At 70.6% G+C, this 26516-nt stretch carries 20 protein-coding genes; 11 read left to right on the forward strand and 9 right to left on the reverse strand.

Annotated elements, in window-relative coordinates; translation table 11 throughout:
* The first annotated feature begins 23 nt into the window (after positions 1-23).
* From ACZ60B_RS29125 to ACZ60B_RS29140, 4 genes are all read left to right on the forward strand, one after another.
* Entirely contained in the window at positions 24-1064 is a 1041-nt protein-coding gene (locus ACZ60B_RS29125) for an NAD-dependent epimerase/dehydratase family protein (protein ID WP_469392042.1), read from the forward strand.
* Positions 1065-1095: 31 nt separating this feature from the next.
* Entirely contained in the window at positions 1096-2376 is a 1281-nt protein-coding gene (locus ACZ60B_RS29130) for a sensor histidine kinase (RefSeq protein ID WP_469392044.1), read from the forward strand.
* Positions 2361-3014 carry a LuxR C-terminal-related transcriptional regulator gene (locus tag ACZ60B_RS29135; RefSeq protein ID WP_469392046.1) on the forward strand — a complete coding sequence of 218 codons (654 nt, stop codon included), beginning with the start codon at positions 2361-2363 and terminating at the stop codon, positions 3012-3014. The genes ACZ60B_RS29130 and ACZ60B_RS29135 overlap by 16 nt, the downstream gene beginning before the upstream one ends.
* A gap of 169 nt (positions 3015-3183) precedes the next feature.
* On the forward strand, positions 3184-4755 hold the full coding sequence (locus ACZ60B_RS29140) for a DUF1996 domain-containing protein (protein WP_469392048.1): 1572 nt from the start codon (positions 3184-3186) through the stop codon (positions 4753-4755).
* A 97-nt stretch (positions 4756-4852) separates the two neighbouring features.
* Here the strand turns inward: ACZ60B_RS29140 and ACZ60B_RS29145 are convergent, their stop codons facing one another.
* Positions 4853-5260 (reverse strand): hypothetical protein, encoded by a 408-nt coding sequence (locus tag ACZ60B_RS29145; protein ID WP_469392050.1) that lies wholly within the window; start codon positions 5258-5260, stop codon positions 4853-4855.
* Between the two features lie 119 nt (positions 5261-5379).
* Here ACZ60B_RS29145 and ACZ60B_RS29150 point away from each other — a divergent pair, with 119 nt between their 5' ends.
* The 3 genes from ACZ60B_RS29150 (at position 5380) to ACZ60B_RS29160 (ending at position 8842) form a co-directional block, all read left to right on the forward strand.
* Positions 5380-5880: a tetratricopeptide repeat protein gene (locus ACZ60B_RS29150; protein ID WP_469392052.1), complete on the forward strand. Its 501-nt coding sequence runs from the start codon at positions 5380-5382 to the stop codon at positions 5878-5880.
* 166 nt (positions 5881-6046) lie between these two features.
* On the forward strand, positions 6047-7960 hold the full coding sequence (locus tag ACZ60B_RS29155; RefSeq protein ID WP_469392054.1) for a hypothetical protein: 1914 nt from the start codon (positions 6047-6049) through the stop codon (positions 7958-7960).
* Positions 7961-8077: 117 nt separating this feature from the next.
* The gene (locus tag ACZ60B_RS29160; RefSeq protein ID WP_469392056.1) at positions 8078-8842 is read left to right on the forward strand and encodes a TetR/AcrR family transcriptional regulator; all 765 of its coding nucleotides are present in this window, start codon (positions 8078-8080) and stop codon (positions 8840-8842) included.
* Positions 8843-8871: 29 nt separating this feature from the next.
* Here ACZ60B_RS29160 and ACZ60B_RS29165 read toward each other — a convergent pair whose 3' ends face one another.
* Positions 8872-9231, reverse strand: a complete 360-nt coding sequence (locus tag ACZ60B_RS29165) for a 5-carboxymethyl-2-hydroxymuconate Delta-isomerase (protein WP_469392058.1) — start codon at positions 9229-9231, stop codon at positions 8872-8874.
* Between the two features lie 171 nt (positions 9232-9402).
* A complete protein-coding gene (pulA, locus tag ACZ60B_RS29170; protein WP_469392060.1) occupies positions 9403-14811 on the reverse strand; it encodes a pullulanase-type alpha-1,6-glucosidase in 5409 nt (1802 codons plus the stop codon).
* A gap of 231 nt (positions 14812-15042) precedes the next feature.
* Between pulA and ACZ60B_RS29175 the strand changes: the two genes are divergently transcribed.
* Positions 15043-15210, forward strand: coding sequence for a hypothetical protein (locus ACZ60B_RS29175; RefSeq protein ID WP_469392063.1), 168 nt, complete (start codon positions 15043-15045; stop codon positions 15208-15210).
* Positions 15211-15223: 13 nt separating this feature from the next.
* On the opposite strand, the gene ACZ60B_RS29180 is transcribed toward ACZ60B_RS29175, so the two are convergent.
* Complete coding sequence (locus ACZ60B_RS29180; RefSeq protein WP_469392065.1) at positions 15224-16513, reverse strand: RNA-guided endonuclease InsQ/TnpB family protein; 1290 nt, start codon at positions 16511-16513, stop codon at positions 15224-15226.
* Positions 16514-16698: 185 nt separating this feature from the next.
* Here ACZ60B_RS29180 and ACZ60B_RS29185 point away from each other — a divergent pair, with 185 nt between their 5' ends.
* Positions 16699-17037, forward strand: coding sequence for a carbohydrate-binding module family 20 domain-containing protein (locus ACZ60B_RS29185; protein ID WP_469392067.1), 339 nt, complete (start codon positions 16699-16701; stop codon positions 17035-17037).
* A gap of 10 nt (positions 17038-17047) precedes the next feature.
* Here the strand turns inward: ACZ60B_RS29185 and ACZ60B_RS29190 are convergent, their stop codons facing one another.
* The 5 genes from ACZ60B_RS29190 to ACZ60B_RS29210 form a co-directional block, all read right to left on the reverse strand.
* Positions 17048-18424 carry an alpha-amylase gene (locus ACZ60B_RS29190; RefSeq protein ID WP_469392069.1) on the reverse strand — a complete coding sequence of 459 codons (1377 nt, stop codon included), beginning with the start codon at positions 18422-18424 and terminating at the stop codon, positions 17048-17050.
* Positions 18425-18558: 134 nt separating this feature from the next.
* Positions 18559-20223, reverse strand: a complete 1665-nt coding sequence (locus ACZ60B_RS29195) for a glycoside hydrolase family 13 protein (RefSeq protein ID WP_469392071.1) — start codon at positions 20221-20223, stop codon at positions 18559-18561.
* 183 nt (positions 20224-20406) lie between these two features.
* Positions 20407-21318 (reverse strand): sugar ABC transporter permease, encoded by a 912-nt coding sequence (locus ACZ60B_RS29200; RefSeq protein WP_469392073.1) that lies wholly within the window; start codon positions 21316-21318, stop codon positions 20407-20409.
* A 13-nt stretch (positions 21319-21331) separates the two neighbouring features.
* Positions 21332-22336, reverse strand: coding sequence for a carbohydrate ABC transporter permease (locus ACZ60B_RS29205; protein ID WP_469392075.1), 1005 nt, complete (start codon positions 22334-22336; stop codon positions 21332-21334).
* A gap of 132 nt (positions 22337-22468) precedes the next feature.
* Positions 22469-23743, reverse strand: a complete 1275-nt coding sequence (locus ACZ60B_RS29210; RefSeq protein WP_469392077.1) for an extracellular solute-binding protein — start codon at positions 23741-23743, stop codon at positions 22469-22471.
* Positions 23744-24166: 423 nt separating this feature from the next.
* On the opposite strand from ACZ60B_RS29210, the gene ACZ60B_RS29215 reads away from it, so the two are divergent.
* Together ACZ60B_RS29215 and ACZ60B_RS29220 are read left to right on the forward strand one after the other, a co-directional pair.
* Entirely contained in the window at positions 24167-25201 is a 1035-nt protein-coding gene (locus ACZ60B_RS29215; protein ID WP_351603394.1) for a LacI family DNA-binding transcriptional regulator, read from the forward strand.
* Between the two features lie 224 nt (positions 25202-25425).
* Entirely contained in the window at positions 25426-26406 is a 981-nt protein-coding gene (locus tag ACZ60B_RS29220; RefSeq protein WP_469392080.1) for a phosphatase PAP2 family protein, read from the forward strand.
* The last annotated feature ends 110 nt before the right edge of the window (positions 26407-26516 follow it).

The following is a 26516-nucleotide window of genomic DNA, read 5'->3' on the forward strand; positions in this document are numbered from 1 at the left end:
CCCGAGCGGGCACAGTCACCGGCATGAGACTTCTGGTGCTGGGTGGTTCGGAGTTCGTGGGGCGGGCCGTGGCCGAGGCGGCGCTCGCGCGGGGCTGGGAGGTGACGGTGTTCAACCGGGGGCGGCAGCAGGCCGTCCCCGGCACCCACCGTCTGCTCGGCGACCGCACCGCGCCCGACGGGCTCGCCGCCCTGGCGCGCGGCGAGTGGGACGCCGTCGTCGACACCTGGTCGGCGGCGCCCCGCGCGGTGCGGGACACGGCCCGGCTGCTGCGGGGGCGCGCGGGCCGGTACGTGTACGTGTCGAGCTGCTCGGTGTACGCCTGGCCCCAGCCCGTCGGGTACGCCGAGGACACGCCCGTGGTCGAGGGCGCCTCGGCCGACGCGGAGCGGACCGACTACGCACGCGACAAGCGGGGCGGCGAACTGGCCGCGCAGGCGGAGTTCGGGGCGGAGCACTCGGTGCTCGCGCGGTGCGGACTGATCCTCGGGCCGTACGAGAACGTGGGGCGGCTGCCCTGGTGGCTGACCCGGATCGCGCGCGGCGGCCCCGTCCTCGCCCCGGGCCCGCGGGACCTGCCCCTCCAGTACGTCGACGTCCGCGACCTCGCCGGGTGGCTTCTCGGTTCGGTTGAAAGGGAGTTGAGCGGCCCGTACAACCTGGCGTCCGCGCCGGGGCACACCACCACGGGCGGGCTGCTGGAGGCGTGCGTACGGGCCACCGGCGCGGCGGCCGAACTGCGCTGGACCGATCCGGAGGTCGTCCTCGGCGCGGGCATCGAGCCGTGGACCCAGCTGCCGGTGTGGGTGCCCCCGGACAGTGACATGCACGACAGCGTGCACACGAGCGACACCTCGCGCGCGCTGGCGACGGGCCTCGACTGCCGGCCGGTCGCCGAGACCGTGGCCGACACCTGGAGCTGGCTGCGCGGGATCGGCGGCACGCCGCCCCAGCGCCCGGACCGGCCCGTCCCGGGACTCGACCCGGCGGTGGAGGCGAAGGTCCTGGCGGCCGGCGGAGGTGTACCTGGCACCACCCCCGCAGAGGGGGACTCGGCCCAGTGACCGGCGGTCGGCGCTCGGCGAGACTGACGCCATGGACACCCACTCGTTCGGCGGCAACATCGGTACGCGGGTCCGGACCACCGCGCTGACCTCGGGGCGGGGGCTGGCGCTGGCCGTGGCGTCGCTGCCCGAGGCCCTGCTGTGCTACACGCTCTGCCTGGTCTCGATCGCGTTCGTCCCGGTCGTCGGGATCGGGCTGTTCACCACCCCCTGGGCCGTCAGGTGGCTGCGGTCCTTCGCCGACCGGCGGCGGGCCCTGGCGGCGAAGTGGTGCGGGATACGCATCCCCTCGGCGTACCGGCCGCTGCCCGCGGACGGCAAGCCCTGGGCGCTCACGTACGCGCTGCTCAGGGACCCGGCCACCTGGCGGGACCTGCGCTGGCTGCCGGTCGACGCGACGGCCGGGTTCGCGACCGCGCTGCTGCCCGCGCTGCTGCCGCTGTACGCGCTGGAGGGATTCGCGCTGGCGGCGGGGATGTGGCGGATCTACGTGGGCGCGACCGGCGAGGCGTACTGGTACGCCTTCGTCCCGGTCTCCGGTCAGCTGCCGGCCCTCTCCGCGGGCGCTCTGGGCGTGGTGTTCCTGCTGCTCGGCGTCCGCTGGTCGCCCCGGCTGCTGACCGTCCACTTCCGGCTCACCCGGGCCCTGCTCGCCCCCGGGCAGGAGGAACTCGCCGAACGGGTACGGGTGCTGACCGAGACCCGGCGCGACGCCGTCGACACCTCCGCCGCCGAGCTGCGGCGCATCGAACGCGATCTGCACGACGGGGCGCAGGCCCGGCTGGTGGCCATGGGCATGGACCTCGGCACCGTCGAGATGCTCCTGGACAAGGACCCCGCGCAGGCCCGGCGGCTGCTCGCCCAGGCCAGGCAGTCGTCCGCCGACGCGCTCGCCGAACTGCGGGACCTGGTGCGGGGCATCCATCCGCCGGTGCTGGCCGAGCGCGGACTGGGCGACGCCGTACGGGCGTTGGCGCTGCGGCTGCCGGTCGCGACGGAAGTGGACGTGGAGCTGGCCGGGCGGGCGGACGCGCCGGTCGAGTCGGCCGCGTACTTCGCGGTCAGCGAGCTGCTCACCAACGCGGTCAAGCACGCGGACGCCGACCGGGTCTGGGTGGACCTGCACCACTTGGACGGCATGCTGCGGATCTCGGTCACCGACAACGGGCGGGGCGGCGCCGCGGTCGGGGCCGGCTCCGGTCTGAGCGGTGTCGAGCGACGGCTGGGTACATTCGACGGCGTCCTGGCCGTCAGTTCTCCCGCGGGCGGTCCCACCATGGTGACCATGGAGATTCCGTGCGCGTTGTCCTAGCCGAAGACCTGTTCCTGCTGCGCGACGGGCTGGTCCGGCTGCTGGAGGCCTACGACTTCGAGATCGCCGCCGCCGTCGAGTCCGGACCCGAGCTGACCCGGGCCCTGGCCGAACAGCGGCCCGACGTGGCGGTGGTGGACGTACGCCTGCCGCCGACCCACACCGACGAGGGCCTGCAGTGCGCGCTGCGGGCCCGCCGGGAGCGGCCCGGGCTGCCGGTGCTGGTGCTCTCCCAGCACGTCGAGCAGCTCTACGCGCGTGAGCTGCTCGCCGACGGCAGCGGCGGGGTCGGCTATCTGCTCAAGGACCGGGTGTTCGACGCGGAGCAGTTCGTGGACGCCGTACGACGGGTGGCGGGCGGCGGTACGGCCATGGACCCGCAGGTGATCCAGCAGCTGCTGGCGCGGCGGACGTCGGACGACCGGCCGCTGGACCGGCTCACGCCCCGGGAGCGGGAAGTGCTGGAGCTGATGGCGCAGGGGCGGACCAACGCGGCGATCGCGGCCCGGCTCGTCGTCACGGAACGGGCGATCGCCAAGCACACCGCCAATATCTTCGCCAAACTGGGACTGGAGGTGTCGGACGACGACAATCGCCGCGTCCTGGCGGTGCTCGCCTATCTGGACCGGAATCTCTGATCCCCGCAACTACCTGCATTGACGGTGAAGTTGGGGCGGGATTGCGTCGCGTTTCTCTCATGAATTTCTGAGATGTTTGAACACCCCTGGGACCGCCTCCGTATGGATGGGAGCCGCTTCACTCCTGTCGGGCGCCTCGATGCTGCCCCGCAAGGATCAGAGGAGTTCCATGGGACGCAATACACGTAAACGCCGTTCGTCGATGGCCACGAAGGCCATAGCCGCATCGGCGGCCCTAGCGCTCGGTGGGGGCGGGCTGATCTGGGCGAACTTCTACGCTTCGGCGCACGAGTCGAACAACAAGGGGTGGAACCAGACCAAGGCCGCCGCGGCCTCGCAGGCCGCGACCATCTCCTGCCCGGACGTCGGCCAGAAGCTGACCAACGTCCCGGCTCAGGCCCGCAACGATGTGAGCGGCGAACTCAGCAACCTCGACCGCCAGATCACCGAGGCCTACCAGCGTCTCGCCACCACCCGGGACGCCCAGGCGCGGGACGCGAGCTTCGTCCAGAACAGCATCCTGCAGCCCCTCCAGGACCGGCGGAAGAACATCTTCGACCGCATCCGGCTGGAGATCACCCGGGTCGGCGGCACCGCGCCCGCGGACCTGGACACCCTGATCAACTGCACCGCCACCCCGGCCAGCCAGACCAACGCGGGCGGCGGCCAGGCCAACAACGGCGGCCAGGCGAACAACGGCGGCCAGGCCGGCAACGGCCAGACCGCCAACCCCAGCCAGAGCGCCCCCGCCAACAACGGCGGCCAGGCCAACAACGGCGGCCAGACGGGCAACGGCGGGCAGACGGGCAACGGCGGCCAGGCCGGCAACGGTCCGAACGCGGCCGACTTCGTGGACATCACGAAGGTCCAGGCGAACGTCCCCGCCAAGCCCCGCCGGACGGGTCAGGCCTCGACCGGTACGTTCACCACGCGCTGCGGTGTCAACGCCAACGGCAACCACAACACCGACAACGTGATCGTGGCGCCCGGTGTGACCAACGGCGCGCACCACCTGCACGACTACGTCGGCAACCAGTCGAACGACGCCTTCGCGAACAACGACAAGTTCGCGGCGGCCGAGACGACCTGCCAGAACCAGCAGGACAAGTCGTCGTACTACTGGCCGGTGATCCGTCTTCAGAACGGAACGCAGGACTTCGACCAGAACAACGACGGCGGCGGCAAGGAAGGCAACGTCGGCAAGATCCTGGTCGCCAAGCAGGCCCAGATCAAGTTCGTCGGCAGCCCGACCAGCAAGGTCACCGCGATGCCGGAGTTCCTGCGGATCATCACCGGTGACGCGAAGACCACCACCAACGGTCTGGCGAACGCCAACGCGCACTGGAGCTGCACCGGCTTCGAGAACAAGGTGCAGCTGACGACGCAGTACCCGATCTGCCCCAAGGGCAGCAGCGTGGTCCGCACCTTCGCGTTCCAGAGCTGCTGGGACGGCCAGAACGTGGACAGCGCCAACCACCGCACGCACGTCGCCTTCGCCGACGCCAACGGCAACTGCGCCAACGGCTTCAAGGCGATCCCCCAGCTGACGATGCGCCTGGTGTACGACGTCCCGGCCCCGGTCATCCAGAACGGCCAGGTCAAGAACCCGTACGCGGTGGACGGCTTCCCGGAGCAGCTCCACAAGGCGGCCACGGACCACGACGACTTCATCAACGTGATGTCGGCGGCCCAGAACACCAAGATCGCCAACTGCATCAACCGCGGTCAGCGCTGCCAGTGACGGCAGTGACGGCACGGCGCTAGCGCGAGAAGAGAACCGGCGGTGGGATCTCCCACCGCCGGTTCTTCGTGTATCCGGGGGTCTGCCGCGGCCGGCTTCAGTGACCGGTGTGCGCCCCGTGGTCGACGCCCTGCTCGATGTCCCCGCCGAGGGTGCCGCGCAGTGCCGCCACCGTGCTGTTCTCGCCCACGGCCACCCACTTGCGGCCGACCAGGTAGTGACCGCCGTAGTCCTTCGCGGAGTTGATCCACTCGCGCTGTCCGCGGTCGGTGGCGAAGGTGGCCAGGATGAACTTGCCCGCGGCGACCTTGCACACCGCCTGGCGGATCTCGTCGGCGTCGGTCTGCATGTCGGGCGTGCACTTCACCTCGGCGGCCAGGTGCTCCAGGCTGCCGGTCGCCGTCGCCGGCACCGCCGCCTTCGTGTCCGTGGCGGTGCCGCAGCCCGCGAGCACCAGCGCCGCCACGGCGGCGGCCGCCGCGAGCATCGGTCGGGTCACGTTCATCTGTCCTCCCTGCAAGAGCCTCGTCCTGGATACGGCTGCGGCGCGCGGCGCACTCAAACGAGGTCCAGGATGCCCGAAACCGGCCGCCGCGCCACGCACATACGTGCGAGGGTGAGCGGATGAACCACGACTGGGACGACCGGGTGACCGCGGCATGGGCCCGCTTCGACGACTACGCCGAGCGGGACGCGGCCGATTTCCGGGCCCTGATCGACGCGCTCGTCGCCGAACTGCCCGAGGGCAGCCCGCTGGGCCCGTTCGAACAAGCCTGCGCCTGGGACTCGACGGGACACTCGGACCGGGCCGTCCCCCTGTACCGGGAGGCGCTGGCGCGCGGTCTCGACGGCTACCGGGGCCGCCGGGCCCGCATCCAGCTGGCCAGCTCCCTGCGCAACATCGGCCGGGCGGAGCAGGGCGTGGAACTGCTCACACCCGAACTGAACGGTCCGTCGGACGAGTTGGACGACGCCGTACGCGCCTGTCTGGCGCTGTGTCTGTCCAGCCTCGGCCGGGACCGTGAGGGCCTCTCCCTCGTCCTGGGCGCCCTGGCACCGCATCTGCCGCGCTACCAGCGGTCGATGGGCAACTACGCGCGGGCGCTGGTCGAACCGCGGGACTGACGCACGGGCCGCGGGCGCACGGCGGGCACCGCGCCGGGCCGCACGGCGTTCGGCGCACGGCGTTCGGCGCACGGCGGACACGGCAGGCACCGCGCCGCGCCGAACCGGACCGCACGGCGAGCCACCGGGGTGGTGACCAACCACCGATTCGCTCGTTCTGCTGAACGTGCAGCCACAGCATGTCGCCCCGCGCCCCCCATCGTCCGCCACCGACGTCGACGTCGAGCAGGTCGAGGCCGCGCTCGTCGAGCACTATCCGCGGCTCGTCCGGCTCGCCTATCTGGTGCTGCCGCCCGGCCTGGGCCGGAGCCGGCGGGTCCTGACCGCGCACGCCCTCGCCCAGCGCGCGCTGCCCGGCCGACGCGCGTCCGGGCCCGCCATCCCGGCCCAGTCGAAAGACCGGGACGGCGATCCGGGCTACGCCTTCGTCCGCCGCCAGGTCGTGCGTACGGCGCTGGAGGCGGGGCTGCCGCTGCGCCGCGCGGCCTGGCCCAGGCGCGCCCAACTGCCGCCGCTGCTGCCCCAGGTGTGGGGACTGCGCCTGTTCCCACGGTCGGGCGGCGCCGAGGAACTCGCCCTGGAGCAGCGGCTGGCGGCACTGTCCGGACCGGCCCGCGCCGCCCATGTGCTGCGCGGTCTGGAGCGGCTCCAGGACGGCGCCGTGCGCAGGGTGCTGAGGTCGGCGGGCGTGGCCGACCCGGACGCCGCGCTGCGCGAGGCCGACACCGTCCCCCCGCAGTACGCGCTGTTCGAGTCGCCCGCGTTCGACCCCTGCGCGCTCCAGGCCCGGCCGACCGATCTGATGCGGCGCCGCCGGCACTCCCGGGCCGTGCTGGCCGCCGCCGCCGCGCTCGCGGTGTGCGGCGCGCTGGTGGCCCTGCCGGGCGGCGGCTGGGGCCCCGACGGCGCCGCCGCCCCGCCGTACGCGCGCAACCCCGCCGCCGAGGCGGCCCTGGACCCCGGCAAGCTGCTCCGGGTCGCGCCGGCCGCGTGGAAGTCGTCCAGCCGCACCGACTTCTCCGTGTGGCCCGCCCGCGGCGCCCTGACCGGCGACAGCGCGCTGCTGCGCCGCGCCCTCGCGGTCTGGGCGCGGCCCGGCGCGGACGTCCGGGTCTCCGGCACCCCCGGCACCCCCACGGGCGGTCCGGCCGGACCGCCCCAACTGCTGTACGCGGGCCCGGTCGACAAGGCGCGCGTGGTGATCCTGTACGACGGTCTGCGCATCGCCCGGTACGCCGAGCCGAAGGACGGCACACAGGGCGCCGCCCTCGACTTCGCCCGGGTCGACGGCGCGACGGCCGCCGAGGCGGGCGCGCTGGTCCTCGGCCGGTCCGACAACAACGTGCGCTATCTGACCGCGCCGTGGGTGACGAAGGCGGCCGAGCGGGATCTGACGAAGCCCTCGGCCGGCGCGATGGACCTCGACCTGACCGACGGGATCACCACGCCGCTGGCCAGCCCGGCCGCCCAGACCGGCACCTGCACCTCGTGGAACGTGCTCCAGCTCACCGACGCCCAGGGCACCCGTCTGCTGACGGACCTCGGCGAGCTGGTGCCGGCCCGGCTGACCACGGGGAAGCCGACCGCGCCGCACGAGGCGACCGGCGCGAAGTCGCTGAGCGCCTGGGCGCCGTTCGCCTGCTCGCTGGCCGACGCGCGGGCGCAGGGCGTGCGGTCGGTGAACGCCTGGCAGTACGCCGAGCAGACGCTGCCGGACGCGGGCGGCACCGCCGCCTGGGTGTGCACCAGGGCCGAGACCTGGCGGGGCGACGGACCCCGGGTGCTGGCCCAGTTCCACACCCCGGGCGGGACGTACGGCGCGATCGCCGCGCGGGCGGAGGACAGGCCCGCGTGCGGCGGCCGCGATCCGCACGTGCTGGCGGGCGTGCTGTGGAAGTCGCAGACCGGCTCCTGGTACCTGCTGGCCGCGGGCAGCAAGGACACCGCCTCGATCCGTACGACGGGCGGGGTCCACGCGAGCACCCGGGGCCGCCTGCTGACGGCGCGTACGAAGCAGGGCGCGCAGGCCGGACTCGAAGGGACCCTGGACGACGGAAGGCCGATCAGCGGGCTGCGGTGAGACAGCGGCCCGCGCCGCGACGGCACGGGTGAGAAGTGAGCGACCGGTGTGGGGCGTGTGAACATTCTCGGCAGCACCGGTCCGTTCGGGTCCGGTCGCTGTCGGTAAAGTGTCCGTATGACTACCGGGGTTCGCCGCAGAATGGGAGTCGACGAGCGACGGCAGCAGTTGATCGGCGTCGCCCTCGACCTGTTCAGCCGCCGCTCGCCCGACGAGGTCTCGATCGACGAGATAGCGGCGGCCGCAGGCATCTCGCGGCCGCTGGTCTACCACTACTTTCCCGGCAAACTCAGCCTCTACGAAGCGGCGTTGAAGCGTGCCGCGGAGGATCTGTCGGCCCGGTTCACCGAGCCGCGCGAGGGTCCGCTCGGAGCCCGGCTGCTGCGGGTGATGCGCCGGTACTTCGACTTCGTGGACGAGCACGGGCCGGGTTTCTCGGCCCTGATGCGCGGCGGTCCCGCGGTCCCCGCGGGCGAGTCCCGACCGATGAGCCATGTCTCGGCCACCAACGCCCTCATCGACTCCGTACGACAGGCCGCGTACGAGCAGATCCTGGCTCATCTGGGGGTCACGGACCCGCCCGCGCGGCTGGAGCTGGTGATCCGCTCCTGGATCTCGCTCGCCGAGTCGACCGCGCTGATCTGGCTGGACGGCCGGCGCATCCCGCGGGCGGAGCTGGAGGTCCAGCTCGTGCACGACTTCGCGGCGCTCACCGCCGTGAGCGCCGCGTTCGACGACGGGATGCGCAGGCTGCTGCGTCCGATGCTCCAGGACGAGCCGGCCGACGGCCCGTTCAGCGACCTGGCCGGCCGGCTGCTCGCCCTGGCCGCCGAACCCGAGCCCGAACCCGGGCACGAGCCCGAACACGGCCCGGGGGCCTGAGCCCCCGGTGCCGTGTCACCTCTGCCGTGTCACCGGTCCTCGAACTTGCGGTACGACGGGTCGAGGTCGCGCACCTCGGCCGAGGCGTGCAGGGCGAGGCCCGCGGCGGGCTTCACGTACTGACGCAGCAGTTCGAGCGCGGCCTCGGTGAGCCGGGCCTTGGTCTCCTCGGTGCGGCCGGCCAGCAGGGCGATGTGGACGTGCACGACGGCATGTCCCTCGGCGTCCGGGCCGACCACGTCGTCCGCGGTCCTGCGGAAGCGCGTCTTGCAGGCCGGCGGCTTCGCGGCCGCGATCTCGACGGTGGCGGTGTGCAGGGCCCGTGCGAATCCGGGCCGGTCGAAGTCGTCCGCGAGCCGGTCCGAGTAGTCGACGGTGATCTGCGGCATGGAGCACTCCTGTTCTGGGGCGACGAATCACCCTAACCGCAGGGCCCCACCGCCTCGCGCCGCCGTCCGCATGGCGGCCCGCGGGCGGCCGTGACCTCGGCCGCGCCGTCCCCGGGACGGCGCGAGGGGCGGACCCGTGACGGACCCGCCCCCCTGGACTACGGACAGCCGTCAGGCGGTCCGGGAGAACACCGCGACCGTGCGTCCGGGGACGGCGAAGGTGCCGGAATCCCGGTCGTAGGCCACGGACTTGACCGTGGCGTCCGCGCCCGACGCCTGCACCGGGTGCAGGCGGTAGCCCGTCCCGGCGAGCGCGTCGACGGTCTGCCGCTGGGCGGTCGGCGTCGCGTTGAACACGACGACCAGGTCACCCAGCTTCATGGTGATCACGCCGGGCGTCTCGCTCTTCCCGGACAGCGGGAAGGACAGGTCCGCCTGCACCTGCGCGGTGCTGCCGAGGGAGAACCCCTGCTCGGTGGTACGGATCCGCAGCAGGTCCCGGTACGCGGCCGAGGCCCCGGTGATCTGTGCGCAGCCCACACTGACGGAGCTCAACAGCGGCTTGGCGTAAGGCCACTTGGACTCGTTGTCGGCGGCCGGCGGCAGCCCGCGCCCGAAGCCGTTGCCGTCGGCGCAGTTCCAGTGGATGGCGTTGAACCAGTCGCCGCTGTCGAAGGAGTTGCGGTCCAGCGACTTGGAGCGCAGCAGGTCCGAGCCCGCCTGGGACAGGGACGGCCCCTGGGAGAGGGCGGCCGTGGCCATGGCGAGGACCTGCATCCGGGCCCGGTCGGACGCGGAGGTGTCCTTGGGCAGCTTGTAGGTCAGGGCGTCGAACAGCGACTCGTTGTCGTGCGCGTCCGTGTAGGCGAGGGCGTCGCCGGGGGCGTCCGCGTAGCCGGCGGGCGCGCCGTTGTAGTCGACCTCGGCGCCGGTGACGTCGTGGCCGTCGTTGTCGGTGAAGCGGTACCTGGCGAGGTTGCCGGTCAGACCGACCTTGATCAGGTCCTGGTAGTGCAGGAGGCGGGCCTTCTGCTCGGCCTCGGTCCCGTTGCCGGTGGAGGAGTTCGGGTCGGTGTAGAGACCGGACGCGAAGCCCTGGATGCCGGGGTCGGAGTCGAAGGGGCCGCCGCCGCGGACCGCGTCACGGGCCCGGTCGGAGAAGGTCGCGATGCCGGTGCCCGCCATGTTCTGCTGGGTGGCCTGCACGAACCGGGCGTCGTCGGCGACCTCGCCGAAGTTCCAGCCCTCCCCGTAGAGGATGATCTTCTTGCCGTCGACGCCGTCCTTCGCGAGGGTCAACGCGTCGAGCGCCTTGCGCACGGCCAGGATGTTGGCCTTCGGGTGGTGGCCCATCAGGTCGAAGCGGAAGCCGTCGACCTTGTACTCCTTGGCCCAGGTGACGATGGAGTCGACGACCAGCTTGCCCATCATGGCGTTCTCGGTCGCGGTGTTGGAGCAGCAGGTGCTGTTCGCCACCGAGCCGTCGGCCAGGAGCCGCTGGTAGTAGCCGGGCACGACCTTGTCGAGCACGGAGGTGTCGGCCTGGCCGCTGGCGGCGGTGTGGTTGTAGACGACGTCCATCACGACCCGCAGGCCGTCGTCGTTGATCGCCTTGACCATGCTGCGGAACTGGACCGTGCGGGCGGTGCCGTCCGGGTCGGTGGCGTACGAGCCCTCGGGGACCGTGTAGTGGTACGGGTCGTAGCCCCAGTTGTAGGCGTCCTTCGCGGCGGTCTTCGCCACGCACGCCTGCTGCTCGTCGGAGTCGGCCGGGTAGGCGGCGAGGTCGCAGTCGGGGGTGGCCTGGTCGGCCTTCTTCTCGGGGATGGTGGCGATGTCGAAGGCGGGCAGCAGATGCACGTACGAGGTGCCGGCCTGCGCCAGCTCGCGCAGGTGCTTCGAGCCGTCGCTGTTCTTGTCCGTGAAGGCCAGGTAGGTGCCCTGGTCCTTGGCCGGGACGGTCGGGTCGGCGACGGAGAAGTCCCGGATGTGCAGTTCCTGGATCTGCGCGTCCTTCAGCGGTACGGCCGCGGGCTTGACCAGGGTCGACCAGCCGCCGGGGGCGAGGGCCTTGTCGTTCAGGTCGACGACCAGGCTGCGCTCGGAGTTCGCGCTCAGCGCGACCGAGTACGGGTCGGTGACCTTGTTCGTCACGATCTTGCGGACGCTGGGGGCCCAGACCTTCACCACGTACCGGTAGGGCTTGCCCTTCCAGGAAGCGGGGCCGGTGACGGACCAGACGCCGGTCGCCGCGTCGCGGTGCATGGGCACCGCCGCGCCGGCCAGCTCGAGGGAGACGTTCTGTGCCGTGGGCGCCCAGACGGACAGGGTCGGCTTCCCGTCGCGGAACACCGGGCCCAGGTTCGCCCTGGTCGCGTCGTACAGGTCGTCGAGCACGCCCGCGATCTGGACGCCGGTCGCGGAAAGCACCGCGCCGTTGGCGGCGAGCTGGGAGGCCACGATCTGGCCGCTCAGCGCCTCGCGCACCCGGCCGCGGTCGCGCGGGTCGACGGTCCAGGCGGTGTAGTCCTTCAGGTGCGGGAACTTCGCCTTCTGGGCGTCGGTGAGGGTGGACTTCGTCAGTCTCAGCCAGCGCTCGTCGTCGCTGGTGAGGGCGCCGTCCTCGACGGTGATCGAGCCGTCGTGGGAGTAGCGCAGCTGGGTGGAGGCGGCCGCGTCGGAGCCGTTCCAGGCGAGCGTGTCCCGGTCGATCCAGACCGCCTTGGAGGTGGTCAGGTCGAGGGCGGCCGCGGAGCCGGCGGGCTGCGGCAGCAGGTACTTCTCCTGGCCGTTCAACAGCCACACCTCGTAGCCGTTGGCCTTGAGGTCCAGGGACTGGTCCGAGGGCAGGTCCTTGTTGTCGCCGTTGTGGATGATGTAGCTGAGGCTGGTGGCACCGTCGGTGAGCGGTACCTCGAAGACCGCGCCATAGGCGTCAGTCTTCACCGGCTTCAGGGGGCTCGGCCAGTCGGTGGGGTTCGCGGCGCCCGTCCAGACGTGCAGGCCCCAGCCGTCGTAGTCGCCGTCGGCGCGGTGGTAGTGGATGACCGCCTTGGTCTTGTCCTGCGCCGGGGCGGCGGGGTTCGCGGTCAGTACGTCCGGCCTGCCCTGCTCGATCCAGACCTCACCCGTCTTGGTGACGTCGATGCTCCGGTCGGACGAGACGTCCTTGTTGCCGTCCTTGTCGATGACCAGGAAGCCGACGTTCGAGGCGCCGGGCTTGAGCTTGACGTAGGCGAAGGCGCCGTAGGCGTCGCGGCCGGTGAAGGGGTGGCTGGCCGGCCAGGTGGTGGCCTCGCCGTCGGCGAGGTCGCCCCAGGCGTACAGGCCCCAGTTCGCGTAGTCGCCGTCCGTGCGCTTGTAGTGGACGACCGCGTAGTCGCGGGAGGACGCGGTGGGGACCTCCGGGGCGGGCGCGGTGCCCGTGGTGCTCGCCGCGGTGGCGCTCGCGGTCCGCCCGGCGGAGTCGATCACGACCGCCTTGTAGCGCAGCGCGGTGCCGGCCGGTACGTCCTTGCCGATGGCCTGGGTGACCTTGTACGGGGCGTGGTCGGCGGAGCCGAGCGTGACCCACTTGCCGTTGCCGGTCTGGGCGGCGAAGACGACCCGGTCGAGCTGACCGCCCTGGACGTCCGCGGTGAGCTCGACGGTCCCGGTGGCGCCGGCGTCCGGGGCCTTGAGGGCGATCGTCGGCCTGGTGGCGGGCTTGGCGAGGCGTCCGGCCGCCTTGAGGACGACGGCGGATCCGGCCGGGACGGTGACGGTGACCTTGCGGTCGGCGTTCGAGGCGACGACGGCGCCGGTGCCGTACAGGCCCCGGTACGCCATGCGGGCCGAGCCGGTGGCGAAGGTGGCGCTCTTCGCGCTGTCGGCGTTGTTGAAGGCGACGACGTACTCGGCGCCGGTCCTGGCGTCGGTGCGGGTGAGGGCGTAGACGCCGGGGCCGTCGGCCGCGTACCGCTGGGTCTGGACCCCATCGGTGAGCGCCGGGTTGTCCTTGCGGAGCTTGGACAGCGCGGCGATCTGCCGGTAGAGCGGCGCCTTGGTGTCGTAGGCGTCGGCGGCGTGGGTGCGGGCGGTGCCGATCTCGTCGTCGTCGAGGTAGTCGGCGACCTTGGAGGCGAACATGGTCTGGCGGGCGTCCTTGTCGCCGCCGGAGCCGGTGAAGCCCTGCTCGTCGCCGTAGTAGACGACCGGGTTGCCGCGGCTGAGGAACATCAGCTCGTTGGCGAGGCGGTCCTTCTTGAGCAGTTCGGCGTCGGTGGCCTTCGGGTTGTCCTGGTTCAGGAAGTACCCGATGCGGCCCATGTCGTGGTTGCCGAGGAAGGTGACCTGCTCGTAGGCGTTGGCCTTGTCGGTCGTGTACTTGTAGTCGTCGCCGAAGACGGCGGCCAGCTTCTGCGCGCTTGCGCCCTGGGAGGCGTACTGGCGGGCCGCGTCCTGGAAGGGGAAGTCGAGGGTGGCGTCGAGGCGGCCCTGGGTGACGTAGGGCGAGGTGATCGAGGTGTCTGCGGAGTAGACCTCGCCGAACATGAAGAAGTTCTTACGGCCGTGCGCGGCCGCGTACGCGTCCAGTGCGGTCGCCCACTGCGTCCAGAACTCCATGTCCACGTGCTTGACGGTGTCGATGCGGAAGCCGTCGACGCCGAAGTCCCGCACCCAGCGCTGGTAGATCTTCTCCATGCCGCTGACGACCTCGGGACGCTCGGTCCACAGGTCGTCCAGGCCGGAGAAGTCGCCGTAGGTGGTGGACTCGCCCGCGTAGGTCGAGTCGCCCCGGTTGTGGTACATCGTCGGGTCGTTGAGCCAGGACGGCACCTTGGCGTTCTTGTTCGCGGCGGCGACGGTCGGCGTGCGCGGGAAGGAACCGGTGCCGACGGCCGGGAACTTCCGCCCGCCGGCCGCGTAGTCGGCGTCGTCGAAGGGCTGTCCGTCCTTCGTCAGGTAGGGGAAGGCGCCCTTGGACAGGTAGTCGTAGGACTTCTCCTGGTAGTCGACGACGTCGGCCGTGTGGTTGGTGATGACGTCGAAGAAGACCTTCATGCCCTTGGCGTGCGCCTTGGCGATGAGGGTGGAGAGGTCCTTGTTGGTCCCGAAGTGCGGGTCGACCTGGGTGAAGTCGGTGATCCAGTAGCCGTGGTAGCCGGCCGAGGCGTCGGCGCCGGTCCCCTGCACGGGCCGGTTCTTGAAAATGGGGGCCATCCAGATGGCCGTGGTGCCCAGGTTCTTGATGTAGTCGAGCCGGTCGGTCAGGCCCTTGAGGTCACCGCCCTGGTAGAAGCCCTTGTCGGTGGGGTCGTAGCCGGTGCTCAGGCGTGAGCCGGTCAGTCCGCCCTTGTCGTTGGACCGGTCGCCGTTGGCGAACCGGTCCGGCATGACGAAGTAGAACTGCTCCCGGGTGTCGTCGTGCCGGGCGGGCTCGGCGGCGAGCCTGGCGTCCGAGGGGGGTGCGGGCGGGGCGGCCGCGTGCGCGGCCAGCGGCTGCACCAGTGCGGCGGCGAGGGCCACGGCGGCGACGGCCGCGACCCGTCTGGCTCTGCGGATTCGGCGCGTCCCGGGCGCCGGCCAACTCGGTATCACAGGCGTGAACTCCTTGCGATTACGGCTCTCTTGGGTCCGACCCCAACACCGCGGCTCGGCTTCGATGCCGGGCGCCCGCGCGACCGTACCGCTAACGAAAGGTTTACAGCAAGAGGCTTGAAACTCACAGCAAGAACTTTCACCGACGACCTTGACGCCCCCTCCCAACTGCCGCACTCTCACCGGTTGTTGAAGCACGTACCCCCCGTGACCTCATTTCCGGAGCCGCACATGACCAGATTTCGACGTTCCCCCCGGCCGCCCGGCGCGCCGCGCCGCGCCGGTACCGCGGTGGCCGCCGGCGCCCTCGCGCTGGCCGGGGCGGTGGCCCTGCCGGCCGCTCCGGCGCGGGCCGACGCCTCCGCCAAGGGCGACGCGATCGCCAACCTGTGGGATTGACATCCTCCTCCTCTTAAATGAGGGGGATTCCAACCCGAAGGGGTTGAGGTTCACGGGCGTTCGGACGGCTGGTGGCCGTTGTCGCCCCTCCGGCACCGGCTGAGCGCCGGGGGCGGGGGATCCCGCCCTGTCCTGCCGCGACGTTGACTGCTGCGTTCTCATCGGCGTTGCAGGTGAAGCCGCAAGAGGAACAGACGAACTCGGCTTGGCTCTTGCGCGAGTTCTTGTCGATCCAGCCGCAGGCGCTGCACCGCAGAGAGGTGTAAGGCGCGGGTACGTCCTCGACCCGGCCCGGTGCCTTGTGCCCGGTGCGCCGGCGGAGCAGGCCCCAGCCCTGGGCGAGGACCGCCCTGTTCAGCCCGGCCTTGGCCCGGACGTTCTTCCCAGGCTGTTCGGCCGTTCCCCTTGCGGAGGCGGTCATGTTCTTGATGTTCAGTTTCTCGAACCGGATCACGTCATAGGTCCGGGCGAGCATCGTCGAGGTCTTCTCACACCAGTCCTTGCGCCGGTCGGCCTCACGCGCCCTGAGCCTGGCGGCCGTGGCGTGAGCGGCGGTCTTGGCCTGGCTGCCCTTCGGGGCGCGTGCGGCGCGCCGCTGGTGTTTGCGGATCTGGGCGCGTTCCTTGACGGTGAGCTGGGGGCAGTTCAGTTTCCGGCCGTCGGAGAGGGCTGCGGTGATCTTCACGCCCCGGTCGATGCCGATGACCTCGCCGGTGCCGGGTGCGGCGAGCGGTTCGGGGATGACGGCGAACGCGATGTGCCACCGGCCGTTGCGGAAGGTGACGCGGAACGTCTTGGCCTTCGGCAGCTCGGCGCGGGTGAGGCGGAAGCGGACCCAGCCGCAGCCGGGCACCTTCACCCGCGCCCACCGCCGGTTCAGTTTCTGCACCACCACCGAGCGGCCCATGACCTGTCTGCCGGTCTTCGCGTTCAGCTTCGGTGAACCGTCCGGCCCGAACTCCGGGACCCGGTCGGTGCCGATGACACGGAAGCCCTCGTGCGAGTGTTTCCTGCGCCAGGTCGGCTCACCGGACCCGGAGGTGAAGCGGGCCGTCTTGGCTGCGGCGAAGTCCTTCAGGGCCTGCTGCTGCACATCCGCGTTCCCGGCCGCCAGCCACGGGTTGTCACGCCGGGCCTCGGTCAGCTGACGGCACTGCTCCGCAAACCCGGGCGCAGAACTGCGGCCGGACCGCCAGTGCGCGTGCTGCTCCACCGCCAGGTTCCACACGTACCGGGCGTGCGCACAGTGGCCGAGCATGATGCCCGCCTGCGCGTTCGTCGGGTACAGCCGGAAACGTGACATGCCGCGAACCTAGCCACCCCGTTCCCCTCCCGCGCGCGTCTTCGACCGGTCTCACCCGTCAGAGTGACCGACACATCCCCCTCCTCCGAAGCGGCCTTTGGTCGCAGAGCCCCAGGCCTGCCGTCACCACCACCTGCCCGCGGCCGGCCCTGTAATCACACCTTCCGCAACGCCGGATCACCCTGATGGCGCCCCGGCCCCCCTGCCCGCCGCGCGGGAGCGGGCACCCCGGCCCTGAAGAACCGGCCTTCAACGAGTACGCGACGACCGACTGGGGCACCGACCTCTACGTCGTCGGCTCCATCGCCTCGCTCGGCTCCTGGAACACGAGCGACGCGATCCCGCTGTCGTCCGCCGCGTACCCGACCTGGAGCCGAACGGTCATCGTCCCCAGGAGCACGGCCTTCACGTACAAGTACATCAAGAAGGACGGCTCCGGGAACGTGACCTGGGAGTCCGGCACGAACCGCTCGTACACGACGGGCAGTTCGTCCGGCTACACCACGAGTGACACGTGGAAGTGACCTGCCCGGCTCAGCAGCCCGACTTGCCGGAGTAGATCGCCAGGGCCGTGTTGGCGGCCAGGGTGGCGGTGAACTGCCCACTGGAGTTCACCGCCACCGTCGTGTTGTTCTGCACGTTGCAGTACGTGCCCGCCGACAGCGACGTCTGGTACGTCCGGGTGAGGGACGAGGACTCGTGGTTGATGGCCACGTAGCCCTTGGTGCCGCGACCGAAGGCGATCGCGTCGTTCCCGTTGTCCCACCAGTTGGAGAGGGCCTGTCCTCTGGTCGCGTTGCGGAAGGCGACCATCGACTTGATCTCGGGCCAGGCGTGCTGGCACTTCCACCCGTCCTGCCAGCAGGCGTTGACCGTGCCGCCGTTGGGCGGTCCGGCGTCCACGTCCGACCACTCGTAGCCGGAGTTGATGTCCGGGGCACCGTAGGGGTAGGCGAGCATGAAGACGTTGGCGAGGGTGTAGTTCGCCCCGTCCTTGTAGTTGAGGGTGGAGCCGTTGCGCTCGGTGTCGTGGTTGTCGACGAAGACACCGGCCACCGAGCTGTTCATGTAGCCCCAGCCCTCGCCGTAGTTCTTCAGGTAGGCGAGGTTCTCGTTGTTGAAGACCCGCTTGAGGTCGTAGGCGTAGCGGAACTCCTGGACGTCGCCGTTGCCGGTGTACTCGGTGGGCTGGACCGCCTCGCCGGAGCCGTAGATGACCTCCTGCTTCCAGTACACCGAGGGGTTGGTCAGCCGGGACTTGATGTTGGCGAGGTCGGCGGTGTCGATGTGCTTGGCCGCGTCGATGCGGAAGCCGTCCACGCCCAGGGTGAGCAGGTCGTTCAGGTAGCCGGCGATGGTCTTGCGGACGTACTCCTCGCCGGTGTCGAGGTCGGCGAGGCCCACGAGTTCGCAGTGCTGCACGTTCCAGCGGTCGCTGTAGTTGCCGACCTGGGAGGTGCAGTCGTCGAAGTCGTAGGAGGAGTACAGGCCGGGGTAGTTGTACTTCGTGTACGACGAGCCGCCGGTGCCGGTGCTGCCGGTGCCGGCCGACATGTGGTTCACGACGCTGTCGACCACCACCTTCACCCCCGCCGCGTGGCAGGTGTTCACCATGTTCTGGAAGGCGGTGCGGTCGCCGAGCCGTCCGGCGATCCTGTACGACACCGGCTGGTACGAGGTCCACCACTGCGAGCCCTGTATGTGCTCGGCGGGCGGCGAGACCTGGACGTACCCGTAGCCCGCGGGGCCGAGGGTGTTGGTGCACTCCTTGGCGACCGAGGCGAACTTCCACTCGAAGAGGACGGCGGTGACGTCCTTGGTGCCGGGCGGGGAGGCGTGCGCGATGGTTGGGGTCATGACAAGGGTGGTGGCTGCAAGGGCCAGCGCCCCCGAGAGGATTCTGCGTGCCATGTGGGGTTCCTTCGTCACTGAAGGTTCTTGCTGAAAAATTTCCGCAAACTTGCGGTGACGAAGATGTTAAAGGCCCGCTGCCTGAAAAGGCAGCGGGCCGTGTGAAGTTGATGCAAGAACTTTCGGTGCGGCCGTCAGGCCGTGGTGAACCAGACGGTCGTGTCGGCCGGCACCTTCGCCTCGCCGCTCGCCTCGGTCACCTCACCGCTGGCCAGCAGGACCCGCCCGTACGCCGGGACGTTCACCGACTCGCCCGTGGTGTTGGTGACGCACACGAACTTCCCGCGCCGGAAGGCCAGCGTGCCCTCGGGGGCACGCAGCCACTCCACCGTGTCGCCCTCGCCCAGGTCGGCCCGGCCGCGACGGACGGCGAGCGCGGCGCGGTACAGCTCCAGGGTGGAGCCGGGCACGCCCTGCTGCGCCTCGACGCTCAGCTCGCCCCAGGAGTCGGGCTGCGGCAGCCAGCTGCCGCCGCTGCCGAAGCCGTACGAGGAGCCCTCGCGGGTCCACGGGATCGGCACCCGGCAGCCGTCGCGGAAGCCGTCCTGGCCCGCGCCGCGGAAGTACGCCGGGTCCTGGCGCACCTCGTCCGGCAGGTCCACGACGTCCGGCAGGCCGAGCTCCTCGCCCTGGTAGATGTAGGCGGAACCGGGCAGCGCCAGCATCAGCAGGGTGGCGGCACGGGCCCGGCGCAGGCCGAGCTCGCGGTCACCGGCCGTGCGGATCTGGGTGCCGAGGCCGGGCGGGTTGGCGAACCGGGTGGCGTGCCGGGTGACGTCGTGGTTGGACAGCACCCAGGTGGCGGGGGCGCCGACCGGGCGCATGGCCTCCAGGGTGCGGTCGACGACCTCGCGCAGCTCGGCCGCGTCCCACTCGGTGCCCAGGTACTGGAAGTTGAAGGCCTGGTGCAGCTCGTCGGGGCGGACGTAGTTCGCGGTGCGCTCGACGGTCGGGGTCCACGCCTCGGCGACGAGGATGCGCTCGCCCGCGTACTCGTCGACGACCGTGCGCCACTGCCGGTAGATGGCGTGCACGCCGTCCTGGTCGAAGAACGGCATGACATCGTTGCCCAGCAGCTTGAGCTGATCACGGGAACCGAGGTCTGGCAGACCCGGCGCCTTCACCAGGCCGTGGGCGACGTCGATGCGGAACCCGTCGACGCCCATGTCCAGCCAGAAGCGCAGGATCGAGCGGAACTCGTCGCCCACCGCCGGGTGGTCCCAGTTGAAGTCGGGCTGCTCGGGGGCGAACAGGTGCAGGTACCACTCGCCGTCCGCGACCCGGGTCCAGGCCGGGCCGCCGAAGATGGACTCCCAGTCGTTGGGCGGCAGTTCGCCGTTCTCGCCCTTGCCGGGGCGGAAGTGGTAGCGCTCGCGCAGCGGGGAGCCGGGGCCCTCCTCCAGCGCGCGCTTGAACCACTCGTGCTGGTCGGAGGAGTGGTTGGGGACCAGGTCGACGATGATCCGCAGCCCGAGCGCGCGGGCGTCGCGGATCAGCGCGTCGGCGTCCAGGAGGTTGCCGAACATGGGGTCCACCGCGCGGTAGTCGGCGACGTCGTAGCCGGCGTCGGCCTGCGGCGAGGCGTAGAAGGGGCTGAGCCAGACGGCGTCGACACCGAGGTCGCGCAGGTACGGAAGTCTGGCGCGTACGCCCTCCAGGTCCCCCATGCCGTCGCCGTTGCTGTCGGCGAAGCTGCGCGGATAGACCTGGTAGATGACCGCGTCCCGCCACCAGTCGCGGCTCTGGGCGACGGTGGCGACGGCGGTGCTTTCGGCCGGGTCGGCGGAGTGCTGGCTCATGGCGTCCTTGATGCGATCGGAGTCCCCCGCTCAAGCGGAGCCGAGTGCGGGGGAGGTTCGGGTCGACGGGTCGGTGCTGGTGGGGGGTGACGAGGCGGCCGCGGTGCCTGCGGGGTCGGTTGGGGCACCGCGGCCGCCACCCGCGCGGTCAGGCGCGCGGGAGCCGTGGGGGCGAGGAGGGCGTCAGCCCTTCGTGCCGCCCGCGGTCAGGCCGGTCACCAGGTTCTTCTGCACGAGGTAGAAGAACGCGGCGGCCGGTATCGCGATCAGCACGGCGGTCGCGGCCATCAGGTTGCGCTGGGCGTCGTGCTCGCTGACGAAGGACTGCAGACCGACGGCGAGCGTGTACTTGTCGTCGCTGAGCATGAACGTCGAGGCGAAGGCGACCTCGCTGAAGGCGGTGAGGAAGTTGTAGAAGGCGGCCACCGCGAGGCCGGGCTTGGCGAGCGGGAGGATGAGCCGGAAGAAGGTGCCGAAGGGGGTGAGCCCGTCGACGCGTCCGGCCTCGTCGATCTCGAAGGGGATGGTGTCGAAGTACCCCTTGAGCAGCCAGGCGCTGTACGGGATGACCGTCGTGCAGTAGACGAGGACCAGTCCGAAGTAGCTGTCGATGAGTCCCAGGTCCGAGAGGATCTGGTACATCGGCACCATCAGGACGGCGACCGGGAACATCTGGGTGACCAGCAGCACCCACATGAACTTCTTGTAGCCGGGGAAGCGCATGCGGGAGACCGCGTAGCCGGTGGTGGCGGCGATCAGCACACCGATGAGCGTGGTGCCGAGCGTGACGATCAGCGAGCTCTTCAGCCAGTCGAAGAACTGCGTGTTCTCCATGACGAACGTGTAGTTGTCGAACGTCATCTTGGCCCAGATGCCGCCGGGGTGGAGGTAGTCGTCCTTGTCCGGGCCGAGGGACAGATAGACCAGCCAGCCGATCGGGAAGAGCGCGATCAGGCTCGCGACGGTCAGCACGCCGTGGGAGGCGAGGGCGCCGGCGAGGCTGGTCTCGCCCCGGCGCCGGGTCTTCTTGCGGGGGGCCGCGGCCGGCGTCTGCTCGGTCACCGGGGCGGAGGTCTCGACTGTGGTCGTACTCATGGGATCTCCTGCCTCAGATCGCGAGCTGCTGCTCGTTGCGGTTCAGCCAGCGACGGTAGAACGAGGTGAAAACGATCAGGATGGCCAGCAGCAGGATGCCGTAGGCCGCCGACTGCGCGAAGTCGCGCGGCTGCTGTCCGAAGCCCAGGAAGTAGGCCCAGGTCACGAGGATCTGGGCGTCGGGGGCGGTGTTGCCGAACAGCAGGAAGATCACGGCGAACTGGTTGAAGGTCCAGATGATGCCGAGCAGCACGACGGTGGAGCTGACCGAGCGCAGACCCGGCAGGGTGACGTACCGGAAGCGCTGCCAGGTGCTCGCTCCGTCCATCTCCGCGGCCTCGTACAGGGAGGCGTCGATGGACTGGAGGCCGCCGAGCAGGGAGACCATCATGAACGGCACACCGCACCAGGTGTTGACCATGATCGCGGCGAACCGCTGCCAGAAGGTGTCCTCCAGCCACAGGGGCGACGGCAGGTGCAGCGCGTCCAGGGCGGAGTTGATGATGCCGCCGTCGGCGAGCATGAAGCGCCAGCCGAAGACGGTGACGAAGGTGGGCACGGCCCACGGCAGGACCAGGACCAGCCGGTAGAGGGTGCGCCCGCGCAGCTTCTGGTTCAGCAGCAGCGCGAGGCCGAGGCCGACGGTGTAGTGCAGCGCCACGCACAGCGCGGTCCACACGATCGTCCAGACGAAGTGCGACCAGAAGCGGTCGTACGCCGTCGCGCCGAACAGGATGTCCTTGTAGTTGTCGAGCCCGATGAACTTGTAGGTGGCGTCGATGTGGTTGACGCCGATCGTGCGGGCCGTGTTGAGGCTGTTGGCGTCGGTGAGGGTGAGATAGAGGCCGTACACCAACGGGTAGAGCACGAGGACGCCGAGCACGACGGCCACCGGGGCGATCATCGCGTACGCGTACCAGTGCTTGTTGTATCCGTGCTTGAGGCGTTGGCCCAGCCCGGGCCGTGGCGCGCGGTCACCGTGGCGCTTGCCGGTGGCGCGGTCGATGGCGACTGTCATGTTCGACACCTTCTGGAAGTTCTACGGCTCTGGGAAGCGGCTGGGCGGGGCGGACCGGCCTCGGCCGGTGCAGGCCGGTGGCCGCCGGATCCTTCCCCCGGGTTCACAGGGGGATCCGGCGGCCACTGGGCATCACTTGCTGAAGTCCGGCACCAGCTTGGCGATGGCGGTCTCGGCGGTGCTCAGGCCCTTGTCGAGGGACTCCTTGCCACCCGCGATCTTGGGCAGCTCGGTGTCCAGCGGACCCCACAGGGAGCTGTACTCGGGCAGCGCGGGACGCGGCTGGGCGGCGGCGAGGACCGTGCCGTAGCCGGCGATGCCCGGGTCGGCCTTGACCTGGTCGGTGTAGGCGTCGTCACGCGTGGGCAGCGTGGAGTTCTTCAGCGCGATGGTCGACTGGCTCTTCGCCGAGGTCATGAAGTTCACGAACTTCAGCGCGGCGTCCTGGTGGGCCTTGTCCGAACCGGCGTAGACCGAGAGGTTGTGACCGCCGGTCGGGGCGCCCGCCTTGCCGGCCGAGCCGGCCGGGACGGTCGCGATGCCGAGGTTGGACTTGTCGGAGAACGCCGAACCCTTGTAGAAGTTCGTGATCTCCCACGGGCCCTGGACGATCGCGGCGACCTTGCCGTTGACGAACGCGTCCTGGATGTGGGCGTAGGCGTCGGCGGTGGTGTCCGCCTTGTGCAGACCCTTGCCGGAGAACAGACCGAGCCAGGTGCCGTACGCCTTCTTCGCGGCGTCCGAGTTCACCGTGATCTTCTTGGCGGCGGCGTCGACGGTGTCGGTGCCCTCGCCGTAGAGGAAGCTCTGGGCGTAGTAGGCCTGGGTGGAGCCCCAGTAGCCGTCCACACCGGTCTTGGCCTTGATGGTGGCCGCGTCCTTCTTCAGGTCGTCCCAGGTCTTGGGCGCCTCGGTGATGCCGGCCTTGGTGAAGAGCTGCTTGTTGTAGACCAGGGCGAGGGTGTCGGTGACGAACGGCACGCCGTAGGTCTTGCCCTCGTACTGGGCCTGCGTGACCAGGTTGGACTTGAACTTGGCCTGGTCCTTGAGGGCCTCGGTGCCGTCCAGCGGCAGGAAGTAGCCCTTCTTGGCGAAGGCGGGGGTCCAGCCGACCTCGGAGCGCAGGATGTCCGGGGCGCCGGAGGCACCGGCGGCCGTGTCGAACTTGTTCTGCGCCTGGTCGAAGGGCACGTTGACGTACTTGACCTTGATGTTCTTGTTGGCGGCCTCGAACTCCTTGACCAAGGCCTGGTACGTCGGTGCCTCGTTGGTGGCGTTGGACGTGTCCCACCAGGTGATGGTGACCGGCCCGGACGCCTTGTCACCACTGCTGTCGCCACCGCCGCAGGCCGTCGCCGCGAGGGCGAAGGACGCCACCAGCGCGCTGGCCGCTATGCCACGCCGCATGAGTTCTCCTTGAGGGTTAAGCCCGTGTACTGACAGGTGGCGGTCCCGTCCGCCGCCCCTGCCGACTTGCCGACTGCGCCGTTGCGGCCGCCGGGCGACGAGAACGTAACAGCCATGTAAGCGTTGCGAAAGACCTTGCAGAAAAAAAGCGCAAGAGGTCACGGAAGTTACGCCGCCGTGACCTCTCCTCGACCGGCGCGAGACCGCTGTATTACAGGGCTGAGCGGGAACCGGCCCGGTTGTGCAAGACTCTGCAAGCTCTTGCCATCCACTTCCGGCGCGGGGATTATCCGTTGCGGGACAGGACGCCGACCAGAACTCGAGGACCCGATGACGCAGCAGCCCGGAGGGGGCCGTCCGACCGCTCGCCCACGGCGTCCGATTGGTGTGCAAGGCGAGATCCGACCGGTACAGTCCAGTGCCGTGACCACCAGGCTTGCCGACATCGCCGCACAGGCGGGAGTGAGCGAAGCGACCGTCAGCCGCGTCCTCAACGGGAAGCCGGGCGTCGCCGCCACCACCCGCCAGTCAGTGCTGGCCGCACTCGACGTACTGGGCTACGAGCGCCCCGTGCGGCTGCGCCAGCGCAGCGCGGGCCTGGTGGGCCTGATCACCCCGGAGCTGGAGAACCCCATATTCCCGGCCCTCGCCCAGGTCATCGGCCAGGCGCTGACCAGGCAGGGCTACACCCCGGTGCTCGCCACCCAGACCCCCGGCGGGTCGACGGAGGACGAGCTGACCGAGATGCTCGTCGACCGCGGGGTCGCCGGCATCATCTACGTCTCCGGACTCCACGCGGACACCACCGCCGACATGCAGCGCTACGAGCAGCTCCGTGCGCAGGGCGTGCCGTTCGTGCTCGTCGACGGCTTCTCGCCCAAGGTGCAGGCGCCGTTCATCTCCCCCGACGACCGGGCGGCCATGACGCTGGCGGTCACGCATCTGGTGTCGCTGGGCCACACCAGGATCGGGCTGGCGCTCGGCCCCAAGCGGTTCGTGCCGGTCCAGCGGAAGATCGACGGATTCGTCCGGGCGGTGCAGGACCAGCTGGGCCTGCACGCCGAGACGATCGAGTCCGAGCTCGTCCAGCACTCGCTGTACACCCTGGAGGGCGGCCAGGCCGCCACCAACGCGCTCATCGAGCGTGACTGCACGGCGATCGTCTGCGCCAGCGACATGATGGCGCTCGGTGCGATACGGGCGGCGCGGCAGCGGGGGCTGAGCGTCCCGCAGGACGTGTCGGTGGTCGGCTTCGACGACTCCCCGCTGATCGCGTTCACCGACCCGCCGCTGACCACGGTCCGCAAGCCGGTCCCGGCGATGGGGCAGGCGGCGGTGCGCACGCTGCTGGAGGAGATCGGCGGGACGCCCGCGCCGCACAGCGAGTTCGTCTTCATGCCGGAACTGGTGGTGCGGGGCTCGACCGCGTCGGCCCCCGGGGAGCGCAACCGCCCGTAGCGAGCACTGTCGTCGGTGGCGCCACTGCCGTCCGCGGCGAACACCGTCACCCTTGGTGAGCGCGGTCACCTTTAGTGAGCGGTGCCGCCCGTGGGTCGTGGAGCGCGCCCGGTCCTGCCGTACGCCGTCGGGCGCTCCGGCAGGCCCCTCGCCGGAGAACATGCGCCCCCGCCCGACCAGCGGATGAGCGGGTGGGGAACCCTTTTCTGGCAGACTTTGTGGTTATGGGCGAACCGACCGTGACGACACAGGAAGGCCGCGATCGGGCGGTTGTTCCGAAGTCCGTCGCGGACGGCCCGGTACCGGATCTGCTGCGCCGGCTGCGCACTCCGCGCCGGCCCCGGCTGTGGTTCGAGATCCTGCTGATCGGGATGAGCTACTGGACGTACTCACTGATCCGCAACGCCGTGCCCGAGCAGCGGGCCCAGGCACTGCGCAACGCCGACTGGATCTGGCGGACCGAGAACCGGCTGGGCGTCGCCGTCGAGGAGTCCGTCAACCATGCCGTGAACTCGGTGAACTGGCTGATCGTCGGCATGAACTACTACTACGCGACACTGCACTTCGCGGTGACGCTGGCTGTACTGGTGTGGCTGTACCGGTGGCATCCCGGCCGCTACGCGGCGACCCGCCTCGCCCTGTTCGCGACGACGGGGGTGGCGCTGGTCGGTTACTACCTGTATCCGCTCGCGCCGCCCCGGCTGATGGACGGAGCGGAGTTCGTCGACACCGTCATGGTGCACCACACCTGGGGCTCGATGGCGTCCGGCGACCTCAAGCACATGTCGAACCAGTACGCCGCGATGCCGTCGATGCACATCGGCTGGTCGCTGTGGTGCGGGCTGACGGTCTTCGCGCTGGCCCGACTCCCGTGGGCGCGGCTGCTGGGGCTGCTCTACCCGGCGGCGACGCTGGGCGTCATCGTCGCCACGGCCAACCACTTCTGGCTGGACGCGGTGGGCGGTCTGCTCTGCCTGGTGTTCGGCTTCGCGCTGACCCGCGTCTGGTACGGGGGACTGCCGTACGGTCTCCCGCGCGAGCGGGACCGAGCACGCGAGCGGGCGAGGGAACGGGTGCGGGAACGGCTCCGGGTCGCCCGGTCGGCCGGGACCGCCGGCACCGCCGGCACCGCCGGGACGGTCGAGCCGGCGGGGACGGTCGAGACAGCCGGGACGGCCGACGGACCGGCGGACGGCGACGGCTGACCATGCCTGCCGAACGGCAGCAGCCGCTGCCGACCGGACGGCGACGGCAGCTGACCGGCCGGACGGCGACCTCGGCGGCGGCCGACCGACCGGACACGGCGGCGACTGCC

Source organism: Streptomyces sp. NPDC104096 (assembly GCF_055584385.1).

Bases quoted from the DNA above. Each gene is read 5' to 3' on its own strand.
- ACZ60B_RS29175 (WP_469392063.1), top strand. From the start codon at position 15,043: ATGACCAGATTTCGACGTTCCCCCCGGCCGCCCGGCGCGCCGCGCCGC.
- ACZ60B_RS29130 (WP_469392044.1), top strand. From the start codon at position 1,096: ATGGACACCCACTCGTTCGGCGGCAACATCGGTACGCGGGTCCGGACC.
- ACZ60B_RS29185 (WP_469392067.1), top strand. From the start codon at position 16,699: ATGGCGCCCCGGCCCCCCTGCCCGCCGCGCGGGAGCGGGCACCCCGGC.
- ACZ60B_RS29180 (WP_469392065.1), bottom strand. From the start codon at position 16,513: ATGTCACGTTTCCGGCTGTACCCGACGAACGCGCAGGCGGGCATCATG.
- ACZ60B_RS29160 (WP_469392056.1), top strand. From the start codon at position 8,078: ATGACTACCGGGGTTCGCCGCAGAATGGGAGTCGACGAGCGACGGCAG.
- ACZ60B_RS29165 (WP_469392058.1), bottom strand. From the start codon at position 9,231: ATGCCGCAGATCACCGTCGACTACTCGGACCGGCTCGCGGACGACTTC.
- ACZ60B_RS29190 (WP_469392069.1), bottom strand. From the start codon at position 18,424: ATGGCACGCAGAATCCTCTCGGGGGCGCTGGCCCTTGCAGCCACCACC.
- ACZ60B_RS29140 (WP_469392048.1), top strand. From the start codon at position 3,184: ATGGGACGCAATACACGTAAACGCCGTTCGTCGATGGCCACGAAGGCC.
- ACZ60B_RS29210 (WP_469392077.1), bottom strand. From the start codon at position 23,743: ATGCGGCGTGGCATAGCGGCCAGCGCGCTGGTGGCGTCCTTCGCCCTC.
- ACZ60B_RS29145 (WP_469392050.1), bottom strand. From the start codon at position 5,260: ATGAACGTGACCCGACCGATGCTCGCGGCGGCCGCCGCCGTGGCGGCG.
- ACZ60B_RS29220 (WP_469392080.1), top strand. From the start codon at position 25,426: ATGGGCGAACCGACCGTGACGACACAGGAAGGCCGCGATCGGGCGGTT.
- ACZ60B_RS29195 (WP_469392071.1), bottom strand. From the start codon at position 20,223: ATGAGCCAGCACTCCGCCGACCCGGCCGAAAGCACCGCCGTCGCCACC.
- ACZ60B_RS29150 (WP_469392052.1), top strand. From the start codon at position 5,380: ATGAACCACGACTGGGACGACCGGGTGACCGCGGCATGGGCCCGCTTC.
- ACZ60B_RS29200 (WP_469392073.1), bottom strand. From the start codon at position 21,318: ATGAGTACGACCACAGTCGAGACCTCCGCCCCGGTGACCGAGCAGACG.
- ACZ60B_RS29205 (WP_469392075.1), bottom strand. From the start codon at position 22,336: ATGACAGTCGCCATCGACCGCGCCACCGGCAAGCGCCACGGTGACCGC.
- ACZ60B_RS29125 (WP_469392042.1), top strand. From the start codon at position 24: ATGAGACTTCTGGTGCTGGGTGGTTCGGAGTTCGTGGGGCGGGCCGTG.